Genomic DNA, 18772 nt, shown 5'->3' with positions numbered 1-18772 from the left:
GGCGGATTCCAGTGAACGTCGCAACACCCGACGCTAATCGGAGGTTGCGATGCACGACTCGACACAGCCCAACAGTGGGCACCCCGGTGTTGCTCTGACGGAGAAGCGGGAACAGTTCGCTCGGCTGATCCGGCAAGGGGTTGGTAACTCCGAGGCGTGCCGCCGTGTCGGAATCAACCGCCGGACCGGGACACGATGGCGGTTCGGGCGCACAATCACCAATACGGCCGGCGAGCCGGTGCACTATCCGCCAGTGACTTCTGACGTTCGCACGCGGCCTCGCTCGCCCCGCTACCTGTCCCTGGACGAGCGGATCATGATCGCAGATCTCCGCCGGGCCGGCTGCGGTGTCCGCGCGATCGCATCCGAGCTCAACCGATCACCGTCGACGATCAGCCGGGAGCTACGCAACAACGCCACCGACAATGAGTACCGTCCGCACGCTGCCCAGCGGCTGGCCGTGCACCGGATCGGGCGCCCTCGCGCCCGCCGCCTCGATACCGACGCCGTCCTGGGCGCGCACGTCGCACAGTTGCTCAGCGACCTGAAGTTCAGCCCGGAACAAGTCGCGCATCAGCTCCGCGTCGATTTCCCCGGCCAACGAAACCGGCATCTGTGCCCGGAGAGCATCTACCAGGCGATTTATGACCAACGGTGCGGCCTGACACGGCCCGCGAAACGGTCCTTGCGGACCGGCCGATACCGGCGTCGCCGCCGCCTGTCGGGCTTGGAACGTCGCGGCCGGTTGACGAATATGACGATGATCGACCAACGACCCGACGAGGCGGCCGACCGCAGCGTGCCCGGGCATTGGGAAGGTGATTGCATCATGGGAGCGGGGAACAAGACGGCGATCGGCACGCTGGTCGAACGACGAAGCCGGTACTGCATGCTGATTCACCTTCCCGGCCGAAACCGTGCCCAGGAACTTCGTGACGGCATCGCGGCGGCGATGGCAGCACTGCCGCCGCAGCTTCGGAAGACCCTGACCTGGGATCAGGGCAAGGAGATGGCATTGCACCAGCAGATCTCCGCCGAGACCGGCCTGGACGTGTTCTTCTGTGACGCCCACTCGCCGTGGCAGCGCGGCAGCAATGAGAACCTCAACGGGCTTCTGCGTCAATACTTTCCCAAGAGCAGCGACCTCGGCATCTATACGCCGGAGCGTCTGGTCGAGGTTGCCTCCCAGTTGAATAGTCGACCCCGCAAGACCCTGGAGTGGGCAACTCCGGTCTCGCTTCTTACTGAGATACCGTCATCCCACGACAGGCCCAACTGTTGCGACGTTCGCTAGATTCTGCCCACTCACATGGGGTCAGACGCCGATCCGGCCGCCCGACTTCCACACCGCCACGACGGCGGGACGCGGCTGCGCGTCGCCGCCGTCGGGCCAGTGCGACGCCGGGTTGTCGGCGCTGGCGTCGTCCAGTTCACCCGGGTGCTGCACGCACACCGTGACCCGCTCGTCGCCGACGATCGGACCGCAGGTCTCGGCGCCCTTGGGCACGGTGAGGAACTGCTTGGTCTCCCCGCGGTTCGGGCCCTCGAGGACGACGCTGAACAGGCCGTCGTTGGACTTCAGCGCGTTGCCGTCGGTGGAGATCCACAGGTTGCCGTGCGGATCGAACGCCAGGTTGTCGGGGCAGGAGATCGGGCTGACGCTCGCCTTGTCGAACCCGCCGAAGTAGGTGTCGGCCTCCGTCGGGTCACCGCACACGAGCAGCAGGTTCCACGTGAACGCGGTGCCGGCGTGGTCGTCGGTGAGTTCGAGGACCTGGCCGTTCTTGTTGTTGTTCCGCGGGTTGGCCTCGTCGGCCGCCGCGCCGCCGTCGACGCCGCGTTTGGTGTTGTTGGTCAGCGCCACGTACACCTTGCCGGTCGTCGGGCTGGGTTCGAAGTCCTCGGGACGGTCCATCTTGGTGGCACCGACCTTGTCGCCGGCATGACGGGTGAACACCGCCACCTCTTCGGCGCTCATGCCGTCGACGAGCGACTCACCCCGGCCGTCCTCGCCGGTGCGCAGCAGCGGGATCCACTCCCCGGTGCCGTCGAACGTGCCGCTCGCCGGCAGCGTGCCCGACCCGTCGATCTCTTCCGCCGAGTTGCCACTGAACTTCGCGACGTACAGGGTGCCCGCGTCGAGCAGCGTCATGTTGTGGCGCAACGCGGCCTGGCTCCTGCCGTCCATCACCTTGCGGCTGGAGACGAACTTGTACATGTAGTCGAAGCGCTCGTCGTCACCGCTGTACGCCACGACGGTGCCGTCGTCGGTGACGTGGATGGTGGCGGCCTCGTGCTTGAACCGGCCCAGTGCCGTGTGCTTGACGGGTGCGGACGCCGCGTCCCACGGGTCGACCTCGACGACGTAGCCGAAGCGGTTGACCTCGTTCGGCTCCTGGATGAGGTCGAAACGCTTGTCGAACCGTTCCCACTTACGCTCGGAGGCAGCACCTTCCACGCCGTACCGCTTCAGCCGTGCGGCGACGGCGGGGTCGGTGACCAGTTCGGCGTTCGCGAAGTACTGGTTGAAGTTCTCCTCCCCTGACAGCACTGTGCCCCACGGTGTCACGCCACCCGAACAGTTGTTCAGCGTGCCGAGCACCTTCGTGCCCGTCGGGTCCGCGGACGTCTTCAGGAAGTCGCTGCCCGCGGCGGGACCGGTGACGACGAATTCCGTCGTCGCCGTGATGCGCCGGTTGTACGGTCCGAACTCGGGAGTGAGCGCGCCGGAGGCGGATTCGCCCTTCACCTGCACCACGGACAGCCCGTGGGCGGCGAGCGCGGTCTGGAACTGCTCCGGTGACGGGTTTTCGGCGTCGTAGCCCGTGAACATGAACGGCTCGGTGGTGTACTCGTGGTTGACCACCAGCAGGAAGGTGTTCGGCTGACCCTCGACCGGCAGGAGTCCGGCGAAGTCGTTGTTGAACCCGAACTGCTGCGCCTGCGCCTGGGCGGTCTGGTTGTCGAAGTCGAACGCGGGAGCCCCGGGCAGCACCGGGTCGCCCCAGCGGATCACCACGGCCTGCTCGTACCCGTCGGGGACGACGAGGGCGTCCTCGGTGTTGGGGGCGACGGCGTCGAAGTTCGTTCCGGTGGGCGCGGAACCGTCCGAACCGCCCGTGCCGGAGACGCTTCCGCTGCCGGAGTCGTCCGAGCAGGCCACCAGCGCGCTGCCCGCGCCGACGGCGAGGACGGCCATCCCCGTGCCGCGCAGCATCCCGCGCCGCGACAGGGCGGTGCGGGCGATGTCACGGAAATACTCGCCGTGCGAGGTGTTGGGCACGTCGTGGGAGCACGCGTTTCCGCACTTGTACTGACAAGTGACGGACGCGCGCGAGGACACTCCGTCGTGATTGACGAACAGTGCGAGGGGTTTCAAGCTCACCGTGGCTCCCGATTCGAATGTGGACAACTCCGGCACCGTAGAAGTCGTAAGCGAGACGAAGGGAACATTTGTATGAACGTGCGGACAACGAGGGGAGCCTAAGTTCTGGCAGAAATTGCTCCTAGCCAGCAGCCCGGCAGCCGTGCACCATTGAAAGATGGACCCCGTCGAAGCGCTGCGGGAAATTGCGTTCTGGCTCGAGCGCTCGCGTGACGAGGCACCGAGGATCGCCGCATTCCGGCGGGCGGCCGACGTGCTGACGTACGCGGACGAGGACGCGCTGGCCGACCTGGAGGAGCGCGGCTGGGTGTCGCCACCCGACATCGGGTCCGAGGCTGCCGCGATCATCCGTGAGTGTGCCGCGTCGGTGCCGCTGTACCTGACGTACCTGCGCAATGCGGCCGAACCGATCGGACTCGGCGGGACCGAACTGCTCGACGCGCTCCGCGGCGACCTGCACACCCATTCCGACTGGTCGGACGGCCGGTGCCCGATCCGGGAGATGATGCGCCGCGCCGCCGCCCTGGGCCACGAGTACTGCGCGATCACCGATCACTCGCCGCGGCTGACGGTCGCGAACGGAATGTCGTCGGAGCAACTGCTCTCCCAGCTGAGCGTCGTCGCCGAACTGAACGCGGAACTCGCGCCGTTCCGCGTGCTGACCGGCATCGAGGTCGACATCCTCGTCGACGGCTCCCTCGACCAGGACGACGACCTGCTCGCCGACCTGGACATCGTGGTGGCCAGCGTGCACTCGCACCTGGACACCGACCGGGCGACGACGACCAAGCGGATGCTGCAGGCCGTGAAGTCCCCGCACGTCGACGTCCTCGGGCACTGCACCGGCCGGCTCGTCGAGGGTGCGCGGGGGCCGCGGCCCGAATCGAAATTCGACGCGGAACGGGTGTTCGAGGCGTGCCGCGAGTACGGCACCGCGGTCGAGATCAACTCCCGCCCCGAGCGCCGAGACCCGCCGGGACGCCTGATCGACCTCGCACTGAACAGCGGGTGCAAGTTCTCCATCGACACCGACGCGCACACCACCGGTCAGCTCGCCTGGCAGGGGTACGCCTGCGAGCGCGCCGCCGAACGCGGAGTCGAGCCGTCGGACGTGATCAACACCCTGCCCGTCGCCGAGTTGCTGGAGTGGGCCGGAACACCGATCCGGCAATGATCCGCGTCGGCATCGTCGCGCTCGTCGTCGTGGCTCTGCTGGTCGCCGCCGTGTGGGTATTGCAGCGACGACTGATCTACTACCCCGACAACTCCCCGGTGCCGCCTGCCGACCGACTGATCGCCGGGGCCGAGGACGTCACGCTGACCACCTCGGACGGCCTCGAACTCGGTGCCTGGTACGTCCCACCCGCGAGCGGGGACCCGCGCATGACCGTCCTCGTGGCCGCCGGGAACGCCGGCAACAGGGCCGACCGGGCGCTGCTGGCGTCCGACCTCGCCGCCGCCGGTTTCGCCACACTGCTCTTCGACTACCGCGGGTACGGCGGCAACCCCGGCCACCCCGGCGAGGACGGGCTGGCACTCGACGTCCGGGCGGCCCGCCGACACCTCGTCGACGAACGTCGCGTGCCGCCGGAGCGGCTGCTCTACTTCGGGGAAAGCCTCGGCACCGGCGTCGTCACCGAACTCGCCACCGAGCATCCGCCTGCGGGCCTGCTGCTCCGGTCGCCGTTCGTCGACCTCGCCGCCGTCGGCGCAGCGCACTACCCGTTCCTGCCGGTCAAGCTGTTGCTGCGCGACCGATTCCCCGTCGCGGAGTACGTCGCACGCATCGCTGTGCCCACCACCGTCGTCTACGGCACCGCCGACATCGTCGTCCCGCCGGAGCAGAGCGCTCGCGTGGCCGATGCGGCGCTCGGTCCGGTGGAAACCGTCGTGCTGCCCGGGGCCGGGCACAACGACGACGTGATGTTCGGTGGCGCGGAGATCGTCCGCGCCACCGCCGATCTGGCCGCGAGGGCGCTCCGCGCCCCGTGAGCCTTTTTGGTACCCGGGACTACCAAAAGGGCGCACGGGCGCGTCAGCGCACTATGACGACGTCCAGCGTCCGCGGACCGTGGACGCCCTCGACGCGGTTGAGTTCGATGTCGCTGGTGGCGCTGGGACCGCTGATGAACGTCAGCGGCTTGGTCGCGTCGAGGGTCTGGAAGGCCTGCGGCACGGTGTCGACGATCTGATCGGTGCGCACGATGCAGATGTGGTGATCCGGGACCAGGGTCAGTGCCCGCCGCCCCTGGCCGGCGCCGCCGTCGAGCACGATCGTCCCGGTGGCGGCGATCCCGAGGGTGCAGCCGGTGACGACGACGTCGAGCGCGTCGAGTTCGAGCGTCGACAGTTCGGCGGGCGCCCCGTCGACGACGACGTCACGTCGCGGCCGCCACGACAGCGGCAGGTCCGGTGGGACGACGGCGCGCGCCCCCTCCGCGATCAGCCCGGTGACGACCTCGGCAACCGTGCTCTCCTCGGCTCGGTGGACCTGCGCGCGATAGTCGTCGACGGTGTGGGCGAAGAACTCGACGTCCCCGGGGCCCGACGCGGGCTGCCGGTGGTAGTCGCGGGGAACGGGTTCGGGGGCGGGCGCTTCGGCGAGCGCCGACCGGATCCGGGTCAGGATCTCTTCGCGTGCGGTCATCGTGTCGTGTCCTCGTGAGTGCGGGCCCACCATTGTCGGAAGGTCTCCTTCGGCGGGGAGGGGAGGTCGCGGCTCGCGGTCCACTTCGACCCCGGGTACGGCAGCGACGTGATGCGTCCCTTCTTGCCGCCCAGCACCCGGCCGATCTTGGACGCCGTCTCGGCGGCGGCGAACCGCTTCTCCGACCCCATCACGAAGCCGGCGGCCTTCATCGCGAGGTCCTGGCCGCCCGGAAGTCCGTGCCGCTCGGAGTCGACCTGTTCCGCACGCAGGTGCACCAGGATGCTGGGGATGTCGATGCGCACCGGGCAGGCATCGAAGCAGGCGCCGCACAGCGTCGAGGCGAACGGCAGCGAGGCGTTCGGGTCGTCGTGACCGGTGGTCCCGGTGAGTTGCGGGCTGAGGATCGCGCCGATCGGGCCCGGATACACGGACCCGTACGCGTGACCGCCCGCCCGCTCGTAGACGGGACACACGTTCAGGCAGGCGCTGCAGCGGATGCAGTGGAGCGCCGACCGCCCGACCTCGTCCGCGAGGACGTTGGTGCGACCGTTGTCGAGGAGGACGACGTGGAAGTTCTGCGGGCCGTCGCCGGGATGCACCCCGGTCCACATGGAGGTGTACGGGTTCATCCGCTCGGCGGTGGACGACCGCGGCAGCAGTTGCATGAACACCTCCAGGTCGGTGAACGTCGGGACCAGTTTCTCGATGCCCATGAGGGTGATGAGGGTGTCGGGGAGGGTGAGGCACATCCGCCCGTTGCCCTCCGACTCCACCACCGCGAGGGTCCCGGTTTCCGCGACCCCGAAGTTCGCGCCGCTGATCGCCACCTTCGCGGAGAGGAACTTCCGCCTAAGGTGTGCCCGCGCGGCCATCGCGAGTGCCCGCGGATCGTCCGTGATGTCCTTGTCGATGCCCGGCATCGATTTCAGGAAGATCTCACGTATCTCGGCGCGGTTGCGGTGGATGGCGGGAACGAGGATGTGGCTCGGCTTGTCCTCGCCGAGTTGGACGATGAGTTCGGCGAGGTCGGTTTCGATCGCCGCGATCCCGTTCTCCTCGAGATGCTCGTTGAGGCCCGTCTCCTGGGTGGCCATCGACTTGACCTTCACGACCTCGTCGGAGCCGGTGGCCCGCACGAGGTCGGTGATGATCCGGTTCGCCTCCTCCGAGTCGCGCGCCCAGTGGACGGTGCCGCCGCGGGCGGTGACGTTCTCCTCGAACTGCACGAGCAGTTGGGGGAGCCGCGCCATCACGTCCGCCTTCAGGGCGCTGCCCGCCCGGCGCAGTTCCTCCCAGTCGTCGACCTCGGCGACCGCGGCGATGCGCTTGTTGCGGATGGTGGTGGTGGCCGCGCCGAGGTTGGCGCGCAGCTGGGTGTCGGCGAGCGATTTCCGCGCCGCGTCGGGGAAAGATTCTGTGCCCCGGATATTTCCGGTGCCCGCATGGAAGGTGGGTGAGCCGAGGAACGTGGTCATGCGTTGCTCCCGATCTTCTCGGTGCTCGCCAGGATCTCGGCGAGGTGGACGGTGCGGACCCCGCTGCGCAGCCGGGACAGTCCGCCGCCGATGTGCATCAGGCAGGACGAGTCGCCGGCGCTGCACACCTCGGCGCCCGTGCTCAGGACGTTGCCCATCTTGTCGGCGAGCATCGCGGTCGACGTCTCGGAGTTCTTCAGCGCGAACGTTCCGCCGAAACCGCAACAGGATTCGGCGGCGGGCAGTTCGATCAGCGTCATCCCGCGCACCGCGCGCAGCAGTTGCAGCGGCTTGTCCGCGACGCGCAGCATCCGCAGCGAGTGGCATGTCGGGTGGTACGTCACCCGGTGGGGGTAGTAGGCGCCGACGTCGGTGACGCCGAGGACGTCGACGAGCAGTTCCGACAGTTCGTACGTCCGGGACGCGACCTCCTCGGCGCGCGCCGCGAGCGATTCGTCGCCGTACCGGCGGGCGACCATCGCGTGCTGGTGCCGGACGGATCCGACGCAGGAACCGGACGGCGCCACCGCGACGTCCCAGGACGGTCCGCTCTCGAACGCCTCCACGTGGTGACGGACGAGTGGCAGCGCTTCGGCCTGGTAGCCGGTGTTGACGTGCATCTGCCCGCAGCACGTCTGCTTCGGTGGGAACACGACCTCGTGGCCGAGCCGCTCGAGCAGGCGGACCGTCGAGGTGGCGGATTCGGGGAACAGGGCATCCGCCAGGCACGTGGCGAACAGGGCGATTCTCATCGGGTACTCCAACCGGGCTGGGCTGTGGTCTGACCNACCACAGTAGCGCACTGTGGTCAGACCACACCAGGTAAACTTTCGTCGTGCGCACACACGAGGTCGTCCTGCATCGCATCGAGCAGGATCTGGCGGCAGGCAAACTCACCGTCGGCGGTCGTCTGCCCGCCGAGCGCGCACTCGCGGAGGAACTGGGGGTCGGACGCTCGTCCGTCCGCGAGGCCATACGCGTGCTCGAGGCCATGGGCATCGTCCGCACGGCCGTCGGGTCCGGACCGGACGCAGGCGCGATCGTGGCCGCCGACCCGGCCGCGTCCATCGGCGCGGCCATCCGACTGCACATGGCGACGCGCACGCTGCCCATCCACGACGTCGTCCAGACGCGCACACTGCTCGAGTCGTGGGCGGTGCAGGAAGCCGCCGGACAGGCCCCCGACCTCGACTTCTCGGCCATCGACACACTGCTCGACGCGATGGACGACGAGGACCTCTCACCCGAGGCGTTCCACCGGCTCGACGCCGACCTGCACGTCGCGATGGCCGGACTCGCGGGCAACGTCCTCGTCGAGGCGATGATGGTCTCGCTCCGCGACTCCATTCACGGCTACGTCATGCAGGCCGTTCCGCTCCTCGACGACTGGCCTGCCGTCGCGACCCACCTCCGCTGCGAGCACCGCGGCATCGTGGCCGCCCTCCGCGACGGACACGGCGCCGAGGCCGCCGGCCTGGTGCGGGAGCACATCGAGGGCTTCTACGGGCGTTTCGCGCCCGTGCGTGGGTCGGGCGACGTGTAGGCGATCGGGCGAGTAATGCACCGGCACCGCCGCCGCCGAGTTGGAGGGGTGACCAGACCAGTGATCCGTCGTGTCGCTGGTGCTCGAAGCTAGGATCGTGTGACACAGGCGGCAACACCATGCAGTTCGCGGGCGTGGTTTCGTGGGGAGAATCGGGCCATGGCGGACGAGCAGCGCAAGACGGTCGGTGTCTTGTCGCGCGCGTTCGCCATCATCGACGCCGTCGAGTTACGACCGATGATCACGAGCGAGCTTGCGCGCACTGTCGGCTTGTCGAAGTCGACCACCCAACGTCTCGTGGCCGAGCTCGCCCACTATGGCTACCTGCGTCGAGATGCCGAGGGTCGATACTGGCTCGGGTATCGCTTCACTGCAGCGGGGATGACCGATATCGCCATGCCGGTGCTTCGGGAGCTGAGCGAGGGCACCGGTGAGTCCTCGCAGTTGTGGGTCCGGCGCGGTGACCTGCGCTTGTGCGCCGCCAGTGTCGAATCGTCGAACGAACTGCGGGCCACCATGCCGGTCGGCACCACATTTCCGCTGGCGGAAGGGTCGAGCGGTCACGTGCTGGCCGGCGATTTCGACAACGACCCCGTCGCGCGACGCCGCGGCTGGTGGCAGACGCTCTCCGAGCGGGTTCCCGGCCTCGGCTCGGTCAGTGCACCGGTACGAGTGCACGGCGAGATTGTCGCGTCGGTGTGCGTGTCGGGCCCGTTGCACCGGCTCGGTGACGATCCCGGACCCCGTCTCGGTCCCTCGGCCGTCGACGCCGCTCATCGCATCGAAAAGTCACTTCTCGACTCCTGACCCCGGCGGTTGCGTCTTTTCGTGTCATCTCGACGTGGGCGGGCCGCCATGCCTCGTTGCGCTCTGTGATCCGGAGCACTATGGTTGCCCCATTATTCGGGCCATAATGACCCAAATAATGGGCCACCACGAAGATTGATCGCATCGCCGACAGGAATCGGAGCGTCATGAACAACGCCACCACAGGTCCGCTCGACGGCATCACTGTCCTGGAGCTCGGTAACTTCATCGCAGCGCCCTTCGCGACCCGGCTGCTGGCTGATTTCGGCGCCGAAGTCATCAAGATCGAGCGTCCCGACGGTGGGGACGAGCTGCGCGGTTGGCGTCGCAGCAGGGGCACCACCTCGATGATGTATCGCACCATCGCCCGAAACAAACGATCGGTGACGCTCGATTTGAAGAGCGCCGAGGGGCAGCAGCTGGTGCTGGACCTGGCCGCCCAGGTCGATGTCGTGATCGAGAACTTTCGCCCTGGCACGCTCGAACGCTGGAACATCGGGCCCGAACAGTTACAGGCAGCGAACCCGGACATCGTCCTGGTCCGGATCTCCGGTTACGGCCAGAACGGCCCCTATGCGCAGCGCGCCGGCTTCGGTGGGGTCGCCGAGGCGTTCGGCGGATTGCGTTATGTGACCGGCTATCCCGACCGTGAGCCGGTGCGTCCGGCAGCACCACTGGGCGACACCCTCGCCGGTCTCTACGGCGCGGTCAGCGCGTTGATGATGCTTCTGGCCAAAGCCCGCGGCGGCGACCACCCGAGGCCCCAGGTCGCCGATGTCGCACTGTACGAATCGGTCTTCATGGCGATGGAGTCGCTGACCGCTGACTACGACGCCTATGCCATGGTGCGCGAGCGCACCGCCGGCAATCTTCCCGGTGTGGTGCCCAGCGGCTCCTACCCGTGTGCCGACGGCTCGGTTCTGATCGCCGGGAACGCCAGCGGGGTCTTCGCAAGGCTGATGAACGCCGTCGGCCGCCCGGACCTGGCGAGTGATCCCGACCTGGTCGACGGCACCAAACGATATCTGCGGGAAGACGATCTCGACGAGGCGATCGTGGCATGGACGACGACCCGATCCACGAGAGACGTCGTCACCGAACTGTCCGACGCCGGTGTCCCGGCCAGCGACGTCTACGACGCCGCCCGCATCGTCTCCGACGAGCACTATCTGGCCCGCGGGATGATCCAGCCGTTCAAGGTCGACGTCGAAGACGGCTCACCCGAGGAGGTGCGCTTCCCCGGCGTGGTACCTCAGTTCGATGGCCAGGCAACGAAAGTCGGGTGGTTGGGGCCTGATCTCGGTGCCGACACCGAGCCCGTACTGGGCCGGATGCTGGGCCTGACACCCGACCGCCTGAACGCACTGCGCACAGCAGGCATCATCTGACCCGCGGGCATCCGCCGCCCCTCTGCTCCCTGGTGCAGCCGCACCCTTCCCGTTTGCCCCGCACGGAAAGAACACGGTCCCATGGTCTACGCCATCTCCATCCTCGCCCTCGTACTGATCTTCACCATCGCCACCAAGGTGCCGATCAACATGGGCATCCTCGCCTTCGCCGGCGCCTTCCTAGTCGGCGGATGGGTGTCGGGGATCCCGATCGACGACATCGTCGACGCATTTCCCGGTGACATCTTCCTGATCGTCGCCGGGATCACCTTGCTGTTCGCCATCGCCAAGGCCAACGGCACCATCAACATCATCGTCGAATCGGCCCTACGCCTGGTCCACGGACGGCGCTGGGCGCTGGTGTGGATGATGTTCCTGCTCTCCGGCGCGCTGATGGCCCTGGGATCACCGATGGCGGCAGGCATGCTCGCCCCCATCGCGATGCGGCTGGCCGGGAAAAAGAAGATCAACCCCCTGCTGATGGGCATGGCCATCAACCACGGTGCTCTGGGCTGCGCGTTCTCGCCCATCACGATCTACGGTGCCTTCGTCAACGGATTGATCAAATCCGCCGGGTACGAGGCGAACCCGCTGCTGCTGTTCATCGTTCCCTTCGCACTGAACACCCTGTTCCTCGCCGTACTGTTCGCCATCTACGGCCGCGACCTGCTCCACGAGCTGCCCGAAGACCGTGACGAGATCACCGGCGCCGGCGCCAGCTCAGGGGCACCGACCCGCCCCCATCCCAGCCCGGGATCTGGCACCGCCTCCGCGACCGCCGTCCTGCCTGACGTCGACGTCATCGGCCGCACCCCGTTCAACCGGGTACGGGTCGCGACGCTCATCGGAATCCTGCTCCTGGCAGTAGGTTCGGTGGCCTTCAACGTCGACGTCGGAGTCAGCTCGATCTGCATCAGCACGGTTCTGCTGCTGATGGCCCCGAAGAAGATGCCCCGGATCGAAGACAAGGTGGCGTGGCCGGCCGTCGTGCTGGTGTGCGGCATGCTCACCTACATGACGGTGCTCAAACAAAACGGCACCCTCGACTTCCTCGGCGACGCCGCCACCCACCTCGGCTCCCCTCTCGCCGCCGCGCTGATCCTGCTGTACGCCGCCGCGATCATCTCCGCGGTCGGGTCCTCGATCGGCACCCTGGGCATCGCGCTGCCGCTGGCCGCACCCATGCTCGCCGCCGGGGAACTCGGCGCGCTGGGTTTCATCATCGCGCTGGCCTTCGCCTCCACCGTCGTCGACGTCAGCCCCTTCGCCACGAACGGTTCCATCGTGGTGGCCGAGGCCGACGTCGAAGACCGTCAACGGTTCCAGCGCAGCGTCCTGGCCTACTGCGGCCTGGTCGTGCTCCTCGCCCCGCTGGTGGCCTGGGCCCTGATCGTCGTTCCCACCTCGCTCTGATCCCCGGCCACCCCAAGAAGGTTCTCGCATGCCCGTCACCATCACCGACGTCGTCCTGCGCGACGGTCTACAGGACGAGAACGTCCTCGTCGCCACCGACGACAAACTCACCATCGCCGACGCGCTGGTGGCAGCCGGAGTCCGGCAGATCGAAGCCGTGTCCTTCGTCTCGCCCACCCGCGTTCCTCAGATGGCCGACGCCGACGCGCTCATCGCCCGGTTGCAGCCCTACCGCGCCACCACGCAGGTCAGCGCGTTGGCGCTGAATGCCACCGGGGTCCACCGTGCAGTGGCCGCCGGAGTCGACGTCGTGCACATCGCGGCGTCGGCCAGTTCCGCACACAGCCGAGCGAACGCCGGCAAGTCCGCTGCACAGGCCCTCGAGGACCTGTCCCAGGCGGTGGCCGGCTACCCGGAGCAGCGGTTCCTCGGCGGGATATCGACCGCCTTCGTCTGCCCGTTCGAGGGAACTGTCTCACCCGCACGTCTGGTAGAAGTCGCCGAGCAGTTCGCAGCCATGGGGATACGCGCCCTGGGGCTGGCCGACACCCTGGGCACCGCCACCACGGAGCACGTGCTCAACGCGGTGGGCGCCGTGCGCGAGGCACTGCCCGACATCACCATCGGACTGCACCTGCACAACGCCGACGGCCAAGCACTCACCACCGCCCTGCAAGCAGCACGCAATCTGGGCATCGCACACTTCGACAGCGCGGTCGGCGGATACGGCGGGTGCCCCTTCGCGCCGGGCGCACACGGCAACCTCGCGACCGAGGAGCTGGTCGCGCATTTTCACCGTCATGATGTGGAAACCGGCATCGATCAGGCACAGGTCACCGCCGCAGCATCGTTGGTCAAGCGTGTCCTCGCAGCCTCACCGCAGCTCTCGGTGTGATGGTCGACCGGTGAGCGAGCGCGAAGCGCCTCAGTACGCCTCGAGGATCTGCGCCTCGGCGTCTTCGAGGTAGGTCTTGAGTAGCTGACCTGCGGCTTCGGTGTTGCCCGCGACCAGCGCGTCGTAGATCTCGTGATTGCGGGTGAGGTACGGGCCGTGGAATCGGTGGGCGTCGTCCATGACGTGGAAGACGAGCCGCGCCTCGTTCCACACGCTGCGCATGAGTTCGTCGATGCGATTGCTGTTGTTGAGGCTCGCGAGGGCGCTGTGGAAGTGGATGTCGGCGGTGCCGACTCCGGTCCAGTCCTCGACGGCGTACCGCTCGTCGGCCAGGTCCAGGGCCTCGGCCACGCGCGACAGGTCGCCGGTGGCGGGGTCGAATCCGTTGACGCCCGCACATTCGACGACGCGCCGGCAGATGTACAGCTCGGTGATGTCCTCGGCCGTGGGCACGCGGACGAAGACTCCGCGGTTGAGTTCGTGCGCGACCAGTCGGTCTTCGATCAGGATCTGGAAGGCCTCGCGCACCGTGTTGCGGGAGACGTCGAGGGCGGCGCAGATGTCGGGTTCGGAGAGACGCGCCCCTGGTCGGAACGTTCCGTCGATGATTGCGTCCCGCAGAATGCCGGCCACCCGGGTGGTCCTGCTGGTGCGTTCGAGCAGGCCGCGGTGAGCGGCCAGGCGGGAATGCGCATCGCCGCGAAGGGCATTCGAGCTGGTCAAGTCCACTCCTCAGGTTTCGATCTCGACCGCAATCATAGTTGTGAGCTCGGTTCCGCGATGAATTCCATGTTAAACGATCCTCTCAGGGTATTGCAGGATCGTTGAACGATTTGTACCGTGATGGGAGTTACACCGTTTCTTCCGGCAGTTACATCCCTTCTTCAGGCGAGGTGCCATGACCACAGATACACAGACCGAGGTCGCGCAGGCGCGCCCCTTCGACTGGTTCCGCACCCTCGGGCCGAAGGGAAAGAGAGCCTTCATCGGCGCGTTCGGCGGGTACGGACTCGACTCCTACGACTTCCAGGTCCTCCCGCTCGGCCTCGCGGCCATCGCCGCCTACTTCGGCCTCACCACCGGACAGGCTGGTCTGCTGACGACGGTGACGCTGGTCGTGTCTGCGCTCGGCGGTGCCCTCGCCGGCATCCTCGTCGACAAGATCGGCCGGGTCCGCACCCTGCAGGTCACGGTCGCGACGTACACGATCTTCACGGTGCTGTGCGGCTTCGCGCAGAACTTCGAGACTCTCCTCGTCTTCCGCGCCTTCCAGGGCCTCGGCTTCGGCGGCGAGTGGGCGGCCGGTGCGATTCTCGTGGCCGAGTACGCCCGCGCCGAGTACCGGGGCCGGGCCGTGGCCTTCGTCCAGAGCGCGTGGGCAGTCGGCTGGGCGCTGGCGGTGATCGTCTACACGGTCGTCTTCCAGCTGTTCGATCCCGACGTCGCCTGGCGAGTGCTGTTCTTCACCGGTGTCCTCCCCGCGTTCCTCATCATCTGGGTTCGCCGGAATCTGAAGGACCCCGAGGCGGTCACGGAACGTCGCGAGTCCGCAGGCAAGCAGACCGGCTCGTTCGCCGCGATCTTCCGCGGCAAACTGCTCAAGACCACCGTGCTCGCGTCGCTGCTCGCCACCGGTGTGCAGGGCGGCTACTACACGCTGGCGTCCTGGCTGCCCACATTCCTGAAGACCTCGCGCGGACTCGACGTCGTCGGCACCGGCGGGTACCTCGCGATCCTGATCTCGGGTGCGTTCCTCGGTTACGTCAGCGGCGGCATCCTCACCGACAAGCTGGGACGCAAGCGGACCATGCAGCTGTTCGCGGCACTGTCGGCCGTCTTCATGGTCGGCTACACCCAGGTGCCCGAGGGTGCGAACACGTTGATCCTGATCCTGGGCTTCCCCCTCGGCTTCTGCACGTCGGCGATCTTCAGCGGCTTCGGATCGTTCCTGTCCGAGCTGTACCCGACGCAGTCCCGCGGCACGGGCCAGGGCTTCACGTACAACTTCGGCCGCGCAGTCGGTGCCGTGTTCCCCGCGGTCGTCGGTTTCCTGGCGGCCACCCAGCTGGGTATCGGCGGCGCGATGATCTTCGGTGCGCTCGGATACGCCATCGCCGTCTTCGCCCTGTTCTTCCTCCCCGAGACCCGCGGGATCCAACTTGACTGACTCACCGGCCGACCTCCGCTCCGCGTTCCGTTCGGGACGTGTCACCCCGACCGCCGGTCTGGCGCCCGGATTCGCCCAGACGAATCTCATCGCCGTACCGGAGGACTGGGCCTACGACGTCCTGCTGTTCACGCAGCGCAACCCCAAGCCGTGCCCCGTCCTCGACGTCGGCGACGTCGGCTCCCGCACGACGATGCTCGCCCCGGGCGCCGACATCACCACGGACCTGCCGCTGTACCGCGTGTGGAAGGACGGCGAACTGGCCGACGAGACCGCGGACGTGTCGGGGCTGTGGCGGGACGACCTCGTGGCCTTCCACATCGGGTGCAGCTTCACGTTCGAGCACCCGGTGGCCGCTGCCGGGGTGCCGCTGCGGCACGTCGAGCAGGGCAGCAACGTCCCGATGTTCGTGACCAACCGTGAGTGCAGGCCCGCAGGCCGGATGAGCGGACCGATGGTGGTGTCGATGCGACCCGTTCCCGAACATCAGGTGGCCCTCGCCGCGGCGATCTCGGCGCGGATGCCTGCCGTCCACGGTGGGCCCGTGCACATCGGCGATCCCGCGGAACTCGGCATCGCCGATGTCGCGGCCCCCGACTTCGGCGATCCGGTGAACTTCGAGCCCGGCGACGTTCCGGTGTTCTGGGCCTGCGGGGTCACCCCGCAGGCGGCGGTGATGGCGTCCCGGTTGCCGTTCGCGATCACCCACGCGCCCGGGTACATGCTGATCACCGACACCCCGGACAGCGAGTACGTGCTGGAGGTTCCCGATGCGCGTTGATCTGAACTGCGACCTCGGTGAGGGCTTCGGGCAGTGGACCCTGGCGGACGACGAGGCCCTCCTCGACATCGTCACGAGCGCGAACATCGCGTGCGGGTTTCACGCGGGGGATCCGATGATCATCCGCCGGGCCTGCGAGGGTGCGGCCGAGCGCAACGTCGCGATCGGTGCGCACGTGGGTTTCCGGGATCTGGCCGGATTCGGCCGTCGTGAACTCGCGGTGTCACCGGCGGATCTGCGCGACGAGACGCTGTACCAGATCGGCGCGCTCGCCGGGTTCGCGCGTGCCGCCGGGTCCCGCGTGTCGTACGTCAAACCGCATGGTGCGCTCTACAATTCCGCCGCGCTCGACCACGGGCGGGCCGAGGCGATCGCGTCGGCCATCGACTGGTTCACCGAACCGCTCGCGCTGATGGGCCCACCCGGCTCGCAGTTGCAGCGTGCGGCGGAAACCCACGGCATCGAATTCGTCGCCGAGGGTTTCGCCGATCGCCGCTACACCGCCGCGGGCACGTTGACCCCGCGCTCGGTGACCGGCGCCGTCATCGACGATCCCGACGTCGCCGCCGCCCAGGCCGTGCGCATGGTGTCGAGCGGAACGGTGGAGTCGATCGACGGCGCCGACGTCGCGGTGTCGGTGCACAGCATCTGCGTCCACGGCGATTCGCCGGGGTCCGTGCGCACGGCCCGCCAGGTTCGGCACGCCCTGGAGAGTGCCGACGTCACGCTTGGGTCCTTCGCATGACCACCCCGAGCGCCGGCACCCGGATCCTTCCGGCGGGCAACCGGGGCCTCCTCGTCGAACTGGAGTCGGAACCCTTCGTGGTGTCGCTGACCGAACGCCTCCGCCGCACCCCGGTCCCGGGGGTGGAGGACGTGCTTCCTGCGGCGCGGACGGTGCTCGTGACCACGACTCCGCGCACCGACCTCGACGAGGTGCGCCGCGCGCTGCGGACGATGACCGTCGACCTCGAGGTGCACGAGGACAGCCGCGCAACCGAATCCGAGCCGGTCACCATCCCGGTCCGCTACGACGGCGCTGATCTCGCCGACGTCGCCGACCATCTGCGGATGAGCCGCGAGGACGTGATCACGGCGCACACGGCGGCCACCTGGCGCTGTGTATTCATCGGATTCGCACCGGGTTTCGCCTACCTGAGTTGCGGCGACGACCGGCTCACCGTGCCACGGCGGGCCCAGTCCCGGACCGTGGTGCCCGCCGGGTCCGTGGCCCTCGCCGGTGGCTACGGCGCGGTGTATCCCCGGTCCTCACCCGGTGGATGGCAGATCATCGGAACCACGGACTCCCCGATGTGGAACCTCGACGCGAACCCTCCGGCGCTGCTGCAGCCGGGGCGTCGCGTCCGATTCGTCGACGAGGAAACACTGTGAGTGAACTCGAAGTACTCGAAACGGGTCCGCTCAGCCTGATCCAGGACCTCGGCCGCCCCGGCTACCTGAGTTCAGGTGTGGGTGTGTCCGGCGCCGCCGACCGCGGATCCGCGAAGCTGGCCAATCGGCTGGTCGGGAACGACGAGAACAGCGCGTGCATCGAGGTGTTGATGGGCGGCCTCGCCCTCCGCGCGCCGCAGGTGACCGTCGTCGCCGTCACCGGGGCACCCGCTACGGCGCTGCTCGACGGAATCCCGATGGGGCACGCGAGCGTCATCGTGATGCAGCCGGGGCAGACGCTGCGCCTGCAGTACGCGCAGGTCGGCCTGCGCAGCTACGTCGGCGTCCGAGGCGGCGTCGCGGTGCCGGACGTGCTCGGCTCCCGCAGCACCGACACCCTCTCCGGGATCGGCCCGGAAGCGTTGAAACCCAACGACGTTCTGCTCGTCGGCACCGCGGCGACGAGTTTCCCGAACGTCGAGGTCGCGCCCGTCCCCCCGATGGAGGCGGGAACGCTGTCGGTGCGGGTCGTCGGCGGCCCCCGCGACGACTGGTTCACCAACCCCGAAGCGTTGACCACGGGGGTGTGGGCCGTCTCCCCGGACACCGACCGCATCGGGGCGCGCCTGAACCGGCACGGCGACGCGCCTGCACTGGTGCGGACGTCCGAGGCCGAACTCCCGACCGAAGGTGTCGCGCTCGGCTCCATCCAGGTTCCGCCGAGCGGGCAGCCCGTCGTCTTCCTCGCGGACCATCCCATCTCGGGCGGTTATCCCGTCATCGGCGTCGTCGCGGACGAGGACATCGACCGGATCGCCCAGGCTCGACCCGGTCAACTGATTCGCTTCACCACTGCGTGATCGGCTTCGCTCCGAT

At 68.1% G+C, this 18772-nt stretch carries 18 protein-coding genes; 13 read left to right on the top strand and 5 right to left on the bottom strand.

Annotated features, from left to right (window positions below; all coding sequences use genetic code 11):
- Window positions 1-49: 49 nt before the first annotated feature.
- On the top strand, window positions 50-1294 hold the full coding sequence (locus ACNJ7E_RS11920; RefSeq protein WP_489686813.1) for an IS30 family transposase: 1245 nt from the start codon (window positions 50-52) through the stop codon (window positions 1292-1294).
- Window positions 1295-1315: 21 nt separating this feature from the next.
- On the opposite strand, the gene ACNJ7E_RS11915 is transcribed toward ACNJ7E_RS11920, so the two are convergent.
- Entirely contained in the window at window positions 1316-3385 is a 2070-nt protein-coding gene (locus ACNJ7E_RS11915; protein ID WP_418339978.1) for a PhoX family protein, read from the bottom strand.
- 157 nt (window positions 3386-3542) lie between these two features.
- On the opposite strand from ACNJ7E_RS11915, the gene ACNJ7E_RS11910 reads away from it, so the two are divergent.
- Window positions 3543-4559 carry a PHP domain-containing protein gene (locus ACNJ7E_RS11910; protein ID WP_133985771.1) on the top strand — a complete coding sequence of 339 codons (1017 nt, stop codon included), beginning with the start codon at window positions 3543-3545 and terminating at the stop codon, window positions 4557-4559.
- A complete protein-coding gene (locus tag ACNJ7E_RS11905; RefSeq protein WP_280779301.1) occupies window positions 4556-5377 on the top strand; it encodes an alpha/beta hydrolase in 822 nt (273 codons plus the stop codon). Before ACNJ7E_RS11910 ends, ACNJ7E_RS11905 begins: the two co-directional genes overlap by 4 nt.
- A 43-nt stretch (window positions 5378-5420) precedes the next feature.
- On the opposite strand, the gene ACNJ7E_RS11900 is transcribed toward ACNJ7E_RS11905, so the two are convergent.
- From ACNJ7E_RS11900 to ACNJ7E_RS11890, 3 genes are read right to left on the bottom strand one after another with little or no spacing between them, the layout of a single operon-like run.
- On the bottom strand, window positions 5421-6032 hold the full coding sequence (locus ACNJ7E_RS11900) for a LutC/YkgG family protein (protein ID WP_280779302.1): 612 nt from the start codon (window positions 6030-6032) through the stop codon (window positions 5421-5423).
- On the bottom strand, window positions 6029-7510 hold the full coding sequence (locus ACNJ7E_RS11895; RefSeq protein WP_418339977.1) for a LutB/LldF family L-lactate oxidation iron-sulfur protein: 1482 nt from the start codon (window positions 7508-7510) through the stop codon (window positions 6029-6031). The genes ACNJ7E_RS11900 and ACNJ7E_RS11895 overlap by 4 nt, the downstream gene beginning before the upstream one ends.
- Window positions 7507-8262 (bottom strand): (Fe-S)-binding protein, encoded by a 756-nt coding sequence (locus tag ACNJ7E_RS11890; RefSeq protein WP_418339976.1) that lies wholly within the window; start codon window positions 8260-8262, stop codon window positions 7507-7509. Before ACNJ7E_RS11890 ends, ACNJ7E_RS11895 begins: the two co-directional genes overlap by 4 nt.
- 83 nt (window positions 8263-8345) lie before the next feature.
- On the opposite strand from ACNJ7E_RS11890, the gene ACNJ7E_RS11885 reads away from it, so the two are divergent.
- From ACNJ7E_RS11885 to ACNJ7E_RS11865, 5 genes are all read left to right on the top strand, one after another.
- Entirely contained in the window at window positions 8346-9053 is a 708-nt protein-coding gene (locus tag ACNJ7E_RS11885) for a FadR/GntR family transcriptional regulator (RefSeq protein ID WP_317571097.1), read from the top strand.
- Window positions 9054-9212: 159 nt separating this feature from the next.
- Window positions 9213-9860, top strand: a complete 648-nt coding sequence (locus tag ACNJ7E_RS11880) for an IclR family transcriptional regulator (protein WP_054247469.1) — start codon at window positions 9213-9215, stop codon at window positions 9858-9860.
- 167 nt (window positions 9861-10027) lie between these two features.
- Window positions 10028-11248, top strand: coding sequence for a CaiB/BaiF CoA transferase family protein (locus ACNJ7E_RS11875; protein ID WP_280779306.1), 1221 nt, complete (start codon window positions 10028-10030; stop codon window positions 11246-11248).
- Between the two features lie 81 nt (window positions 11249-11329).
- Window positions 11330-12661 carry an SLC13 family permease gene (locus ACNJ7E_RS11870; protein ID WP_280779308.1) on the top strand — a complete coding sequence of 444 codons (1332 nt, stop codon included), beginning with the start codon at window positions 11330-11332 and terminating at the stop codon, window positions 12659-12661.
- Between the two features lie 28 nt (window positions 12662-12689).
- Window positions 12690-13556, top strand: coding sequence for a hydroxymethylglutaryl-CoA lyase (locus ACNJ7E_RS11865; protein WP_280779310.1), 867 nt, complete (start codon window positions 12690-12692; stop codon window positions 13554-13556).
- Between the two features lie 30 nt (window positions 13557-13586).
- On the opposite strand, the gene ACNJ7E_RS11860 is transcribed toward ACNJ7E_RS11865, so the two are convergent.
- Complete coding sequence (locus tag ACNJ7E_RS11860; RefSeq protein WP_144288899.1) at window positions 13587-14285, bottom strand: GntR family transcriptional regulator; 699 nt, start codon at window positions 14283-14285, stop codon at window positions 13587-13589.
- A 169-nt stretch (window positions 14286-14454) separates the two neighbouring features.
- Between ACNJ7E_RS11860 and ACNJ7E_RS11855 the strand changes: the two genes are divergently transcribed.
- Genes ACNJ7E_RS11855 through ACNJ7E_RS11835 form a run of 5 tightly spaced genes read left to right on the top strand, consistent with a single transcriptional unit; the run spans window position 14455 to window position 18756 of the window.
- Window positions 14455-15723, top strand: coding sequence for an MFS transporter (locus ACNJ7E_RS11855; RefSeq protein WP_280779311.1), 1269 nt, complete (start codon window positions 14455-14457; stop codon window positions 15721-15723).
- A complete protein-coding gene (locus ACNJ7E_RS11850; RefSeq protein WP_005249308.1) occupies window positions 15716-16504 on the top strand; it encodes a putative hydro-lyase in 789 nt (262 codons plus the stop codon). The genes ACNJ7E_RS11855 and ACNJ7E_RS11850 overlap by 8 nt, the downstream gene beginning before the upstream one ends.
- Window positions 16494-17249: a LamB/YcsF family protein gene (locus ACNJ7E_RS11845; RefSeq protein WP_418339975.1), complete on the top strand. Its 756-nt coding sequence runs from the start codon at window positions 16494-16496 to the stop codon at window positions 17247-17249. The genes ACNJ7E_RS11850 and ACNJ7E_RS11845 overlap by 11 nt, the downstream gene beginning before the upstream one ends.
- The gene (locus tag ACNJ7E_RS11840; RefSeq protein ID WP_418339974.1) at window positions 17246-17896 is read left to right on the top strand and encodes a 5-oxoprolinase subunit B family protein; all 651 of its coding nucleotides are present in this window, start codon (window positions 17246-17248) and stop codon (window positions 17894-17896) included. The genes ACNJ7E_RS11845 and ACNJ7E_RS11840 overlap by 4 nt, the downstream gene beginning before the upstream one ends.
- Entirely contained in the window at window positions 17893-18756 is an 864-nt protein-coding gene (locus ACNJ7E_RS11835) for a 5-oxoprolinase subunit C family protein (RefSeq protein ID WP_283333309.1), read from the top strand. The genes ACNJ7E_RS11840 and ACNJ7E_RS11835 overlap by 4 nt, the downstream gene beginning before the upstream one ends.
- The last annotated feature ends 16 nt before the right edge of the window (window positions 18757-18772 follow it).

It is taken from the genome of Rhodococcus mengyinensis (genome assembly GCF_048381435.1).
Taxonomy (GTDB): Bacteria; Actinomycetota; Actinomycetes; order Mycobacteriales; family Mycobacteriaceae; genus Rhodococcus_F; species Rhodococcus_F opacus_D.
The sequence above is the reverse complement of the archived record's forward strand: the minus strand, read 5'-3'. Positions and strand labels throughout refer to the sequence as shown.

Excerpts from the sequence above, each read along its gene's own strand:
- ACNJ7E_RS11910 (WP_133985771.1), top strand. The coding sequence starts at position 3,543 with ATGGACCCCGTCGAAGCGCTGCGGGAAATTGCGTTCTGGCTCGAGCGC.
- ACNJ7E_RS11880 (WP_054247469.1), top strand. The coding sequence starts at position 9,213 with ATGGCGGACGAGCAGCGCAAGACGGTCGGTGTCTTGTCGCGCGCGTTC.
- ACNJ7E_RS11845 (WP_418339975.1), top strand. The coding sequence starts at position 16,494 with ATGCGCGTTGATCTGAACTGCGACCTCGGTGAGGGCTTCGGGCAGTGG.
- ACNJ7E_RS11875 (WP_280779306.1), top strand. The coding sequence starts at position 10,028 with ATGAACAACGCCACCACAGGTCCGCTCGACGGCATCACTGTCCTGGAG.
- ACNJ7E_RS11895 (WP_418339977.1), bottom strand. The coding sequence starts at position 7,510 with ATGACCACGTTCCTCGGCTCACCCACCTTCCATGCGGGCACCGGAAAT.
- ACNJ7E_RS11855 (WP_280779311.1), top strand. The coding sequence starts at position 14,455 with ATGACCACAGATACACAGACCGAGGTCGCGCAGGCGCGCCCCTTCGAC.
- ACNJ7E_RS11870 (WP_280779308.1), top strand. The coding sequence starts at position 11,330 with ATGGTCTACGCCATCTCCATCCTCGCCCTCGTACTGATCTTCACCATC.
- ACNJ7E_RS11900 (WP_280779302.1), bottom strand. The coding sequence starts at position 6,032 with ATGACCGCACGCGAAGAGATCCTGACCCGGATCCGGTCGGCGCTCGCC.
- ACNJ7E_RS11865 (WP_280779310.1), top strand. The coding sequence starts at position 12,690 with ATGCCCGTCACCATCACCGACGTCGTCCTGCGCGACGGTCTACAGGAC.
- ACNJ7E_RS11905 (WP_280779301.1), top strand. The coding sequence starts at position 4,556 with ATGATCCGCGTCGGCATCGTCGCGCTCGTCGTCGTGGCTCTGCTGGTC.
- ACNJ7E_RS11890 (WP_418339976.1), bottom strand. The coding sequence starts at position 8,262 with ATGAGAATCGCCCTGTTCGCCACGTGCCTGGCGGATGCCCTGTTCCCC.
- ACNJ7E_RS11920 (WP_489686813.1), top strand. The coding sequence starts at position 50 with ATGCACGACTCGACACAGCCCAACAGTGGGCACCCCGGTGTTGCTCTG.
- ACNJ7E_RS11840 (WP_418339974.1), top strand. The coding sequence starts at position 17,246 with ATGACCACCCCGAGCGCCGGCACCCGGATCCTTCCGGCGGGCAACCGG.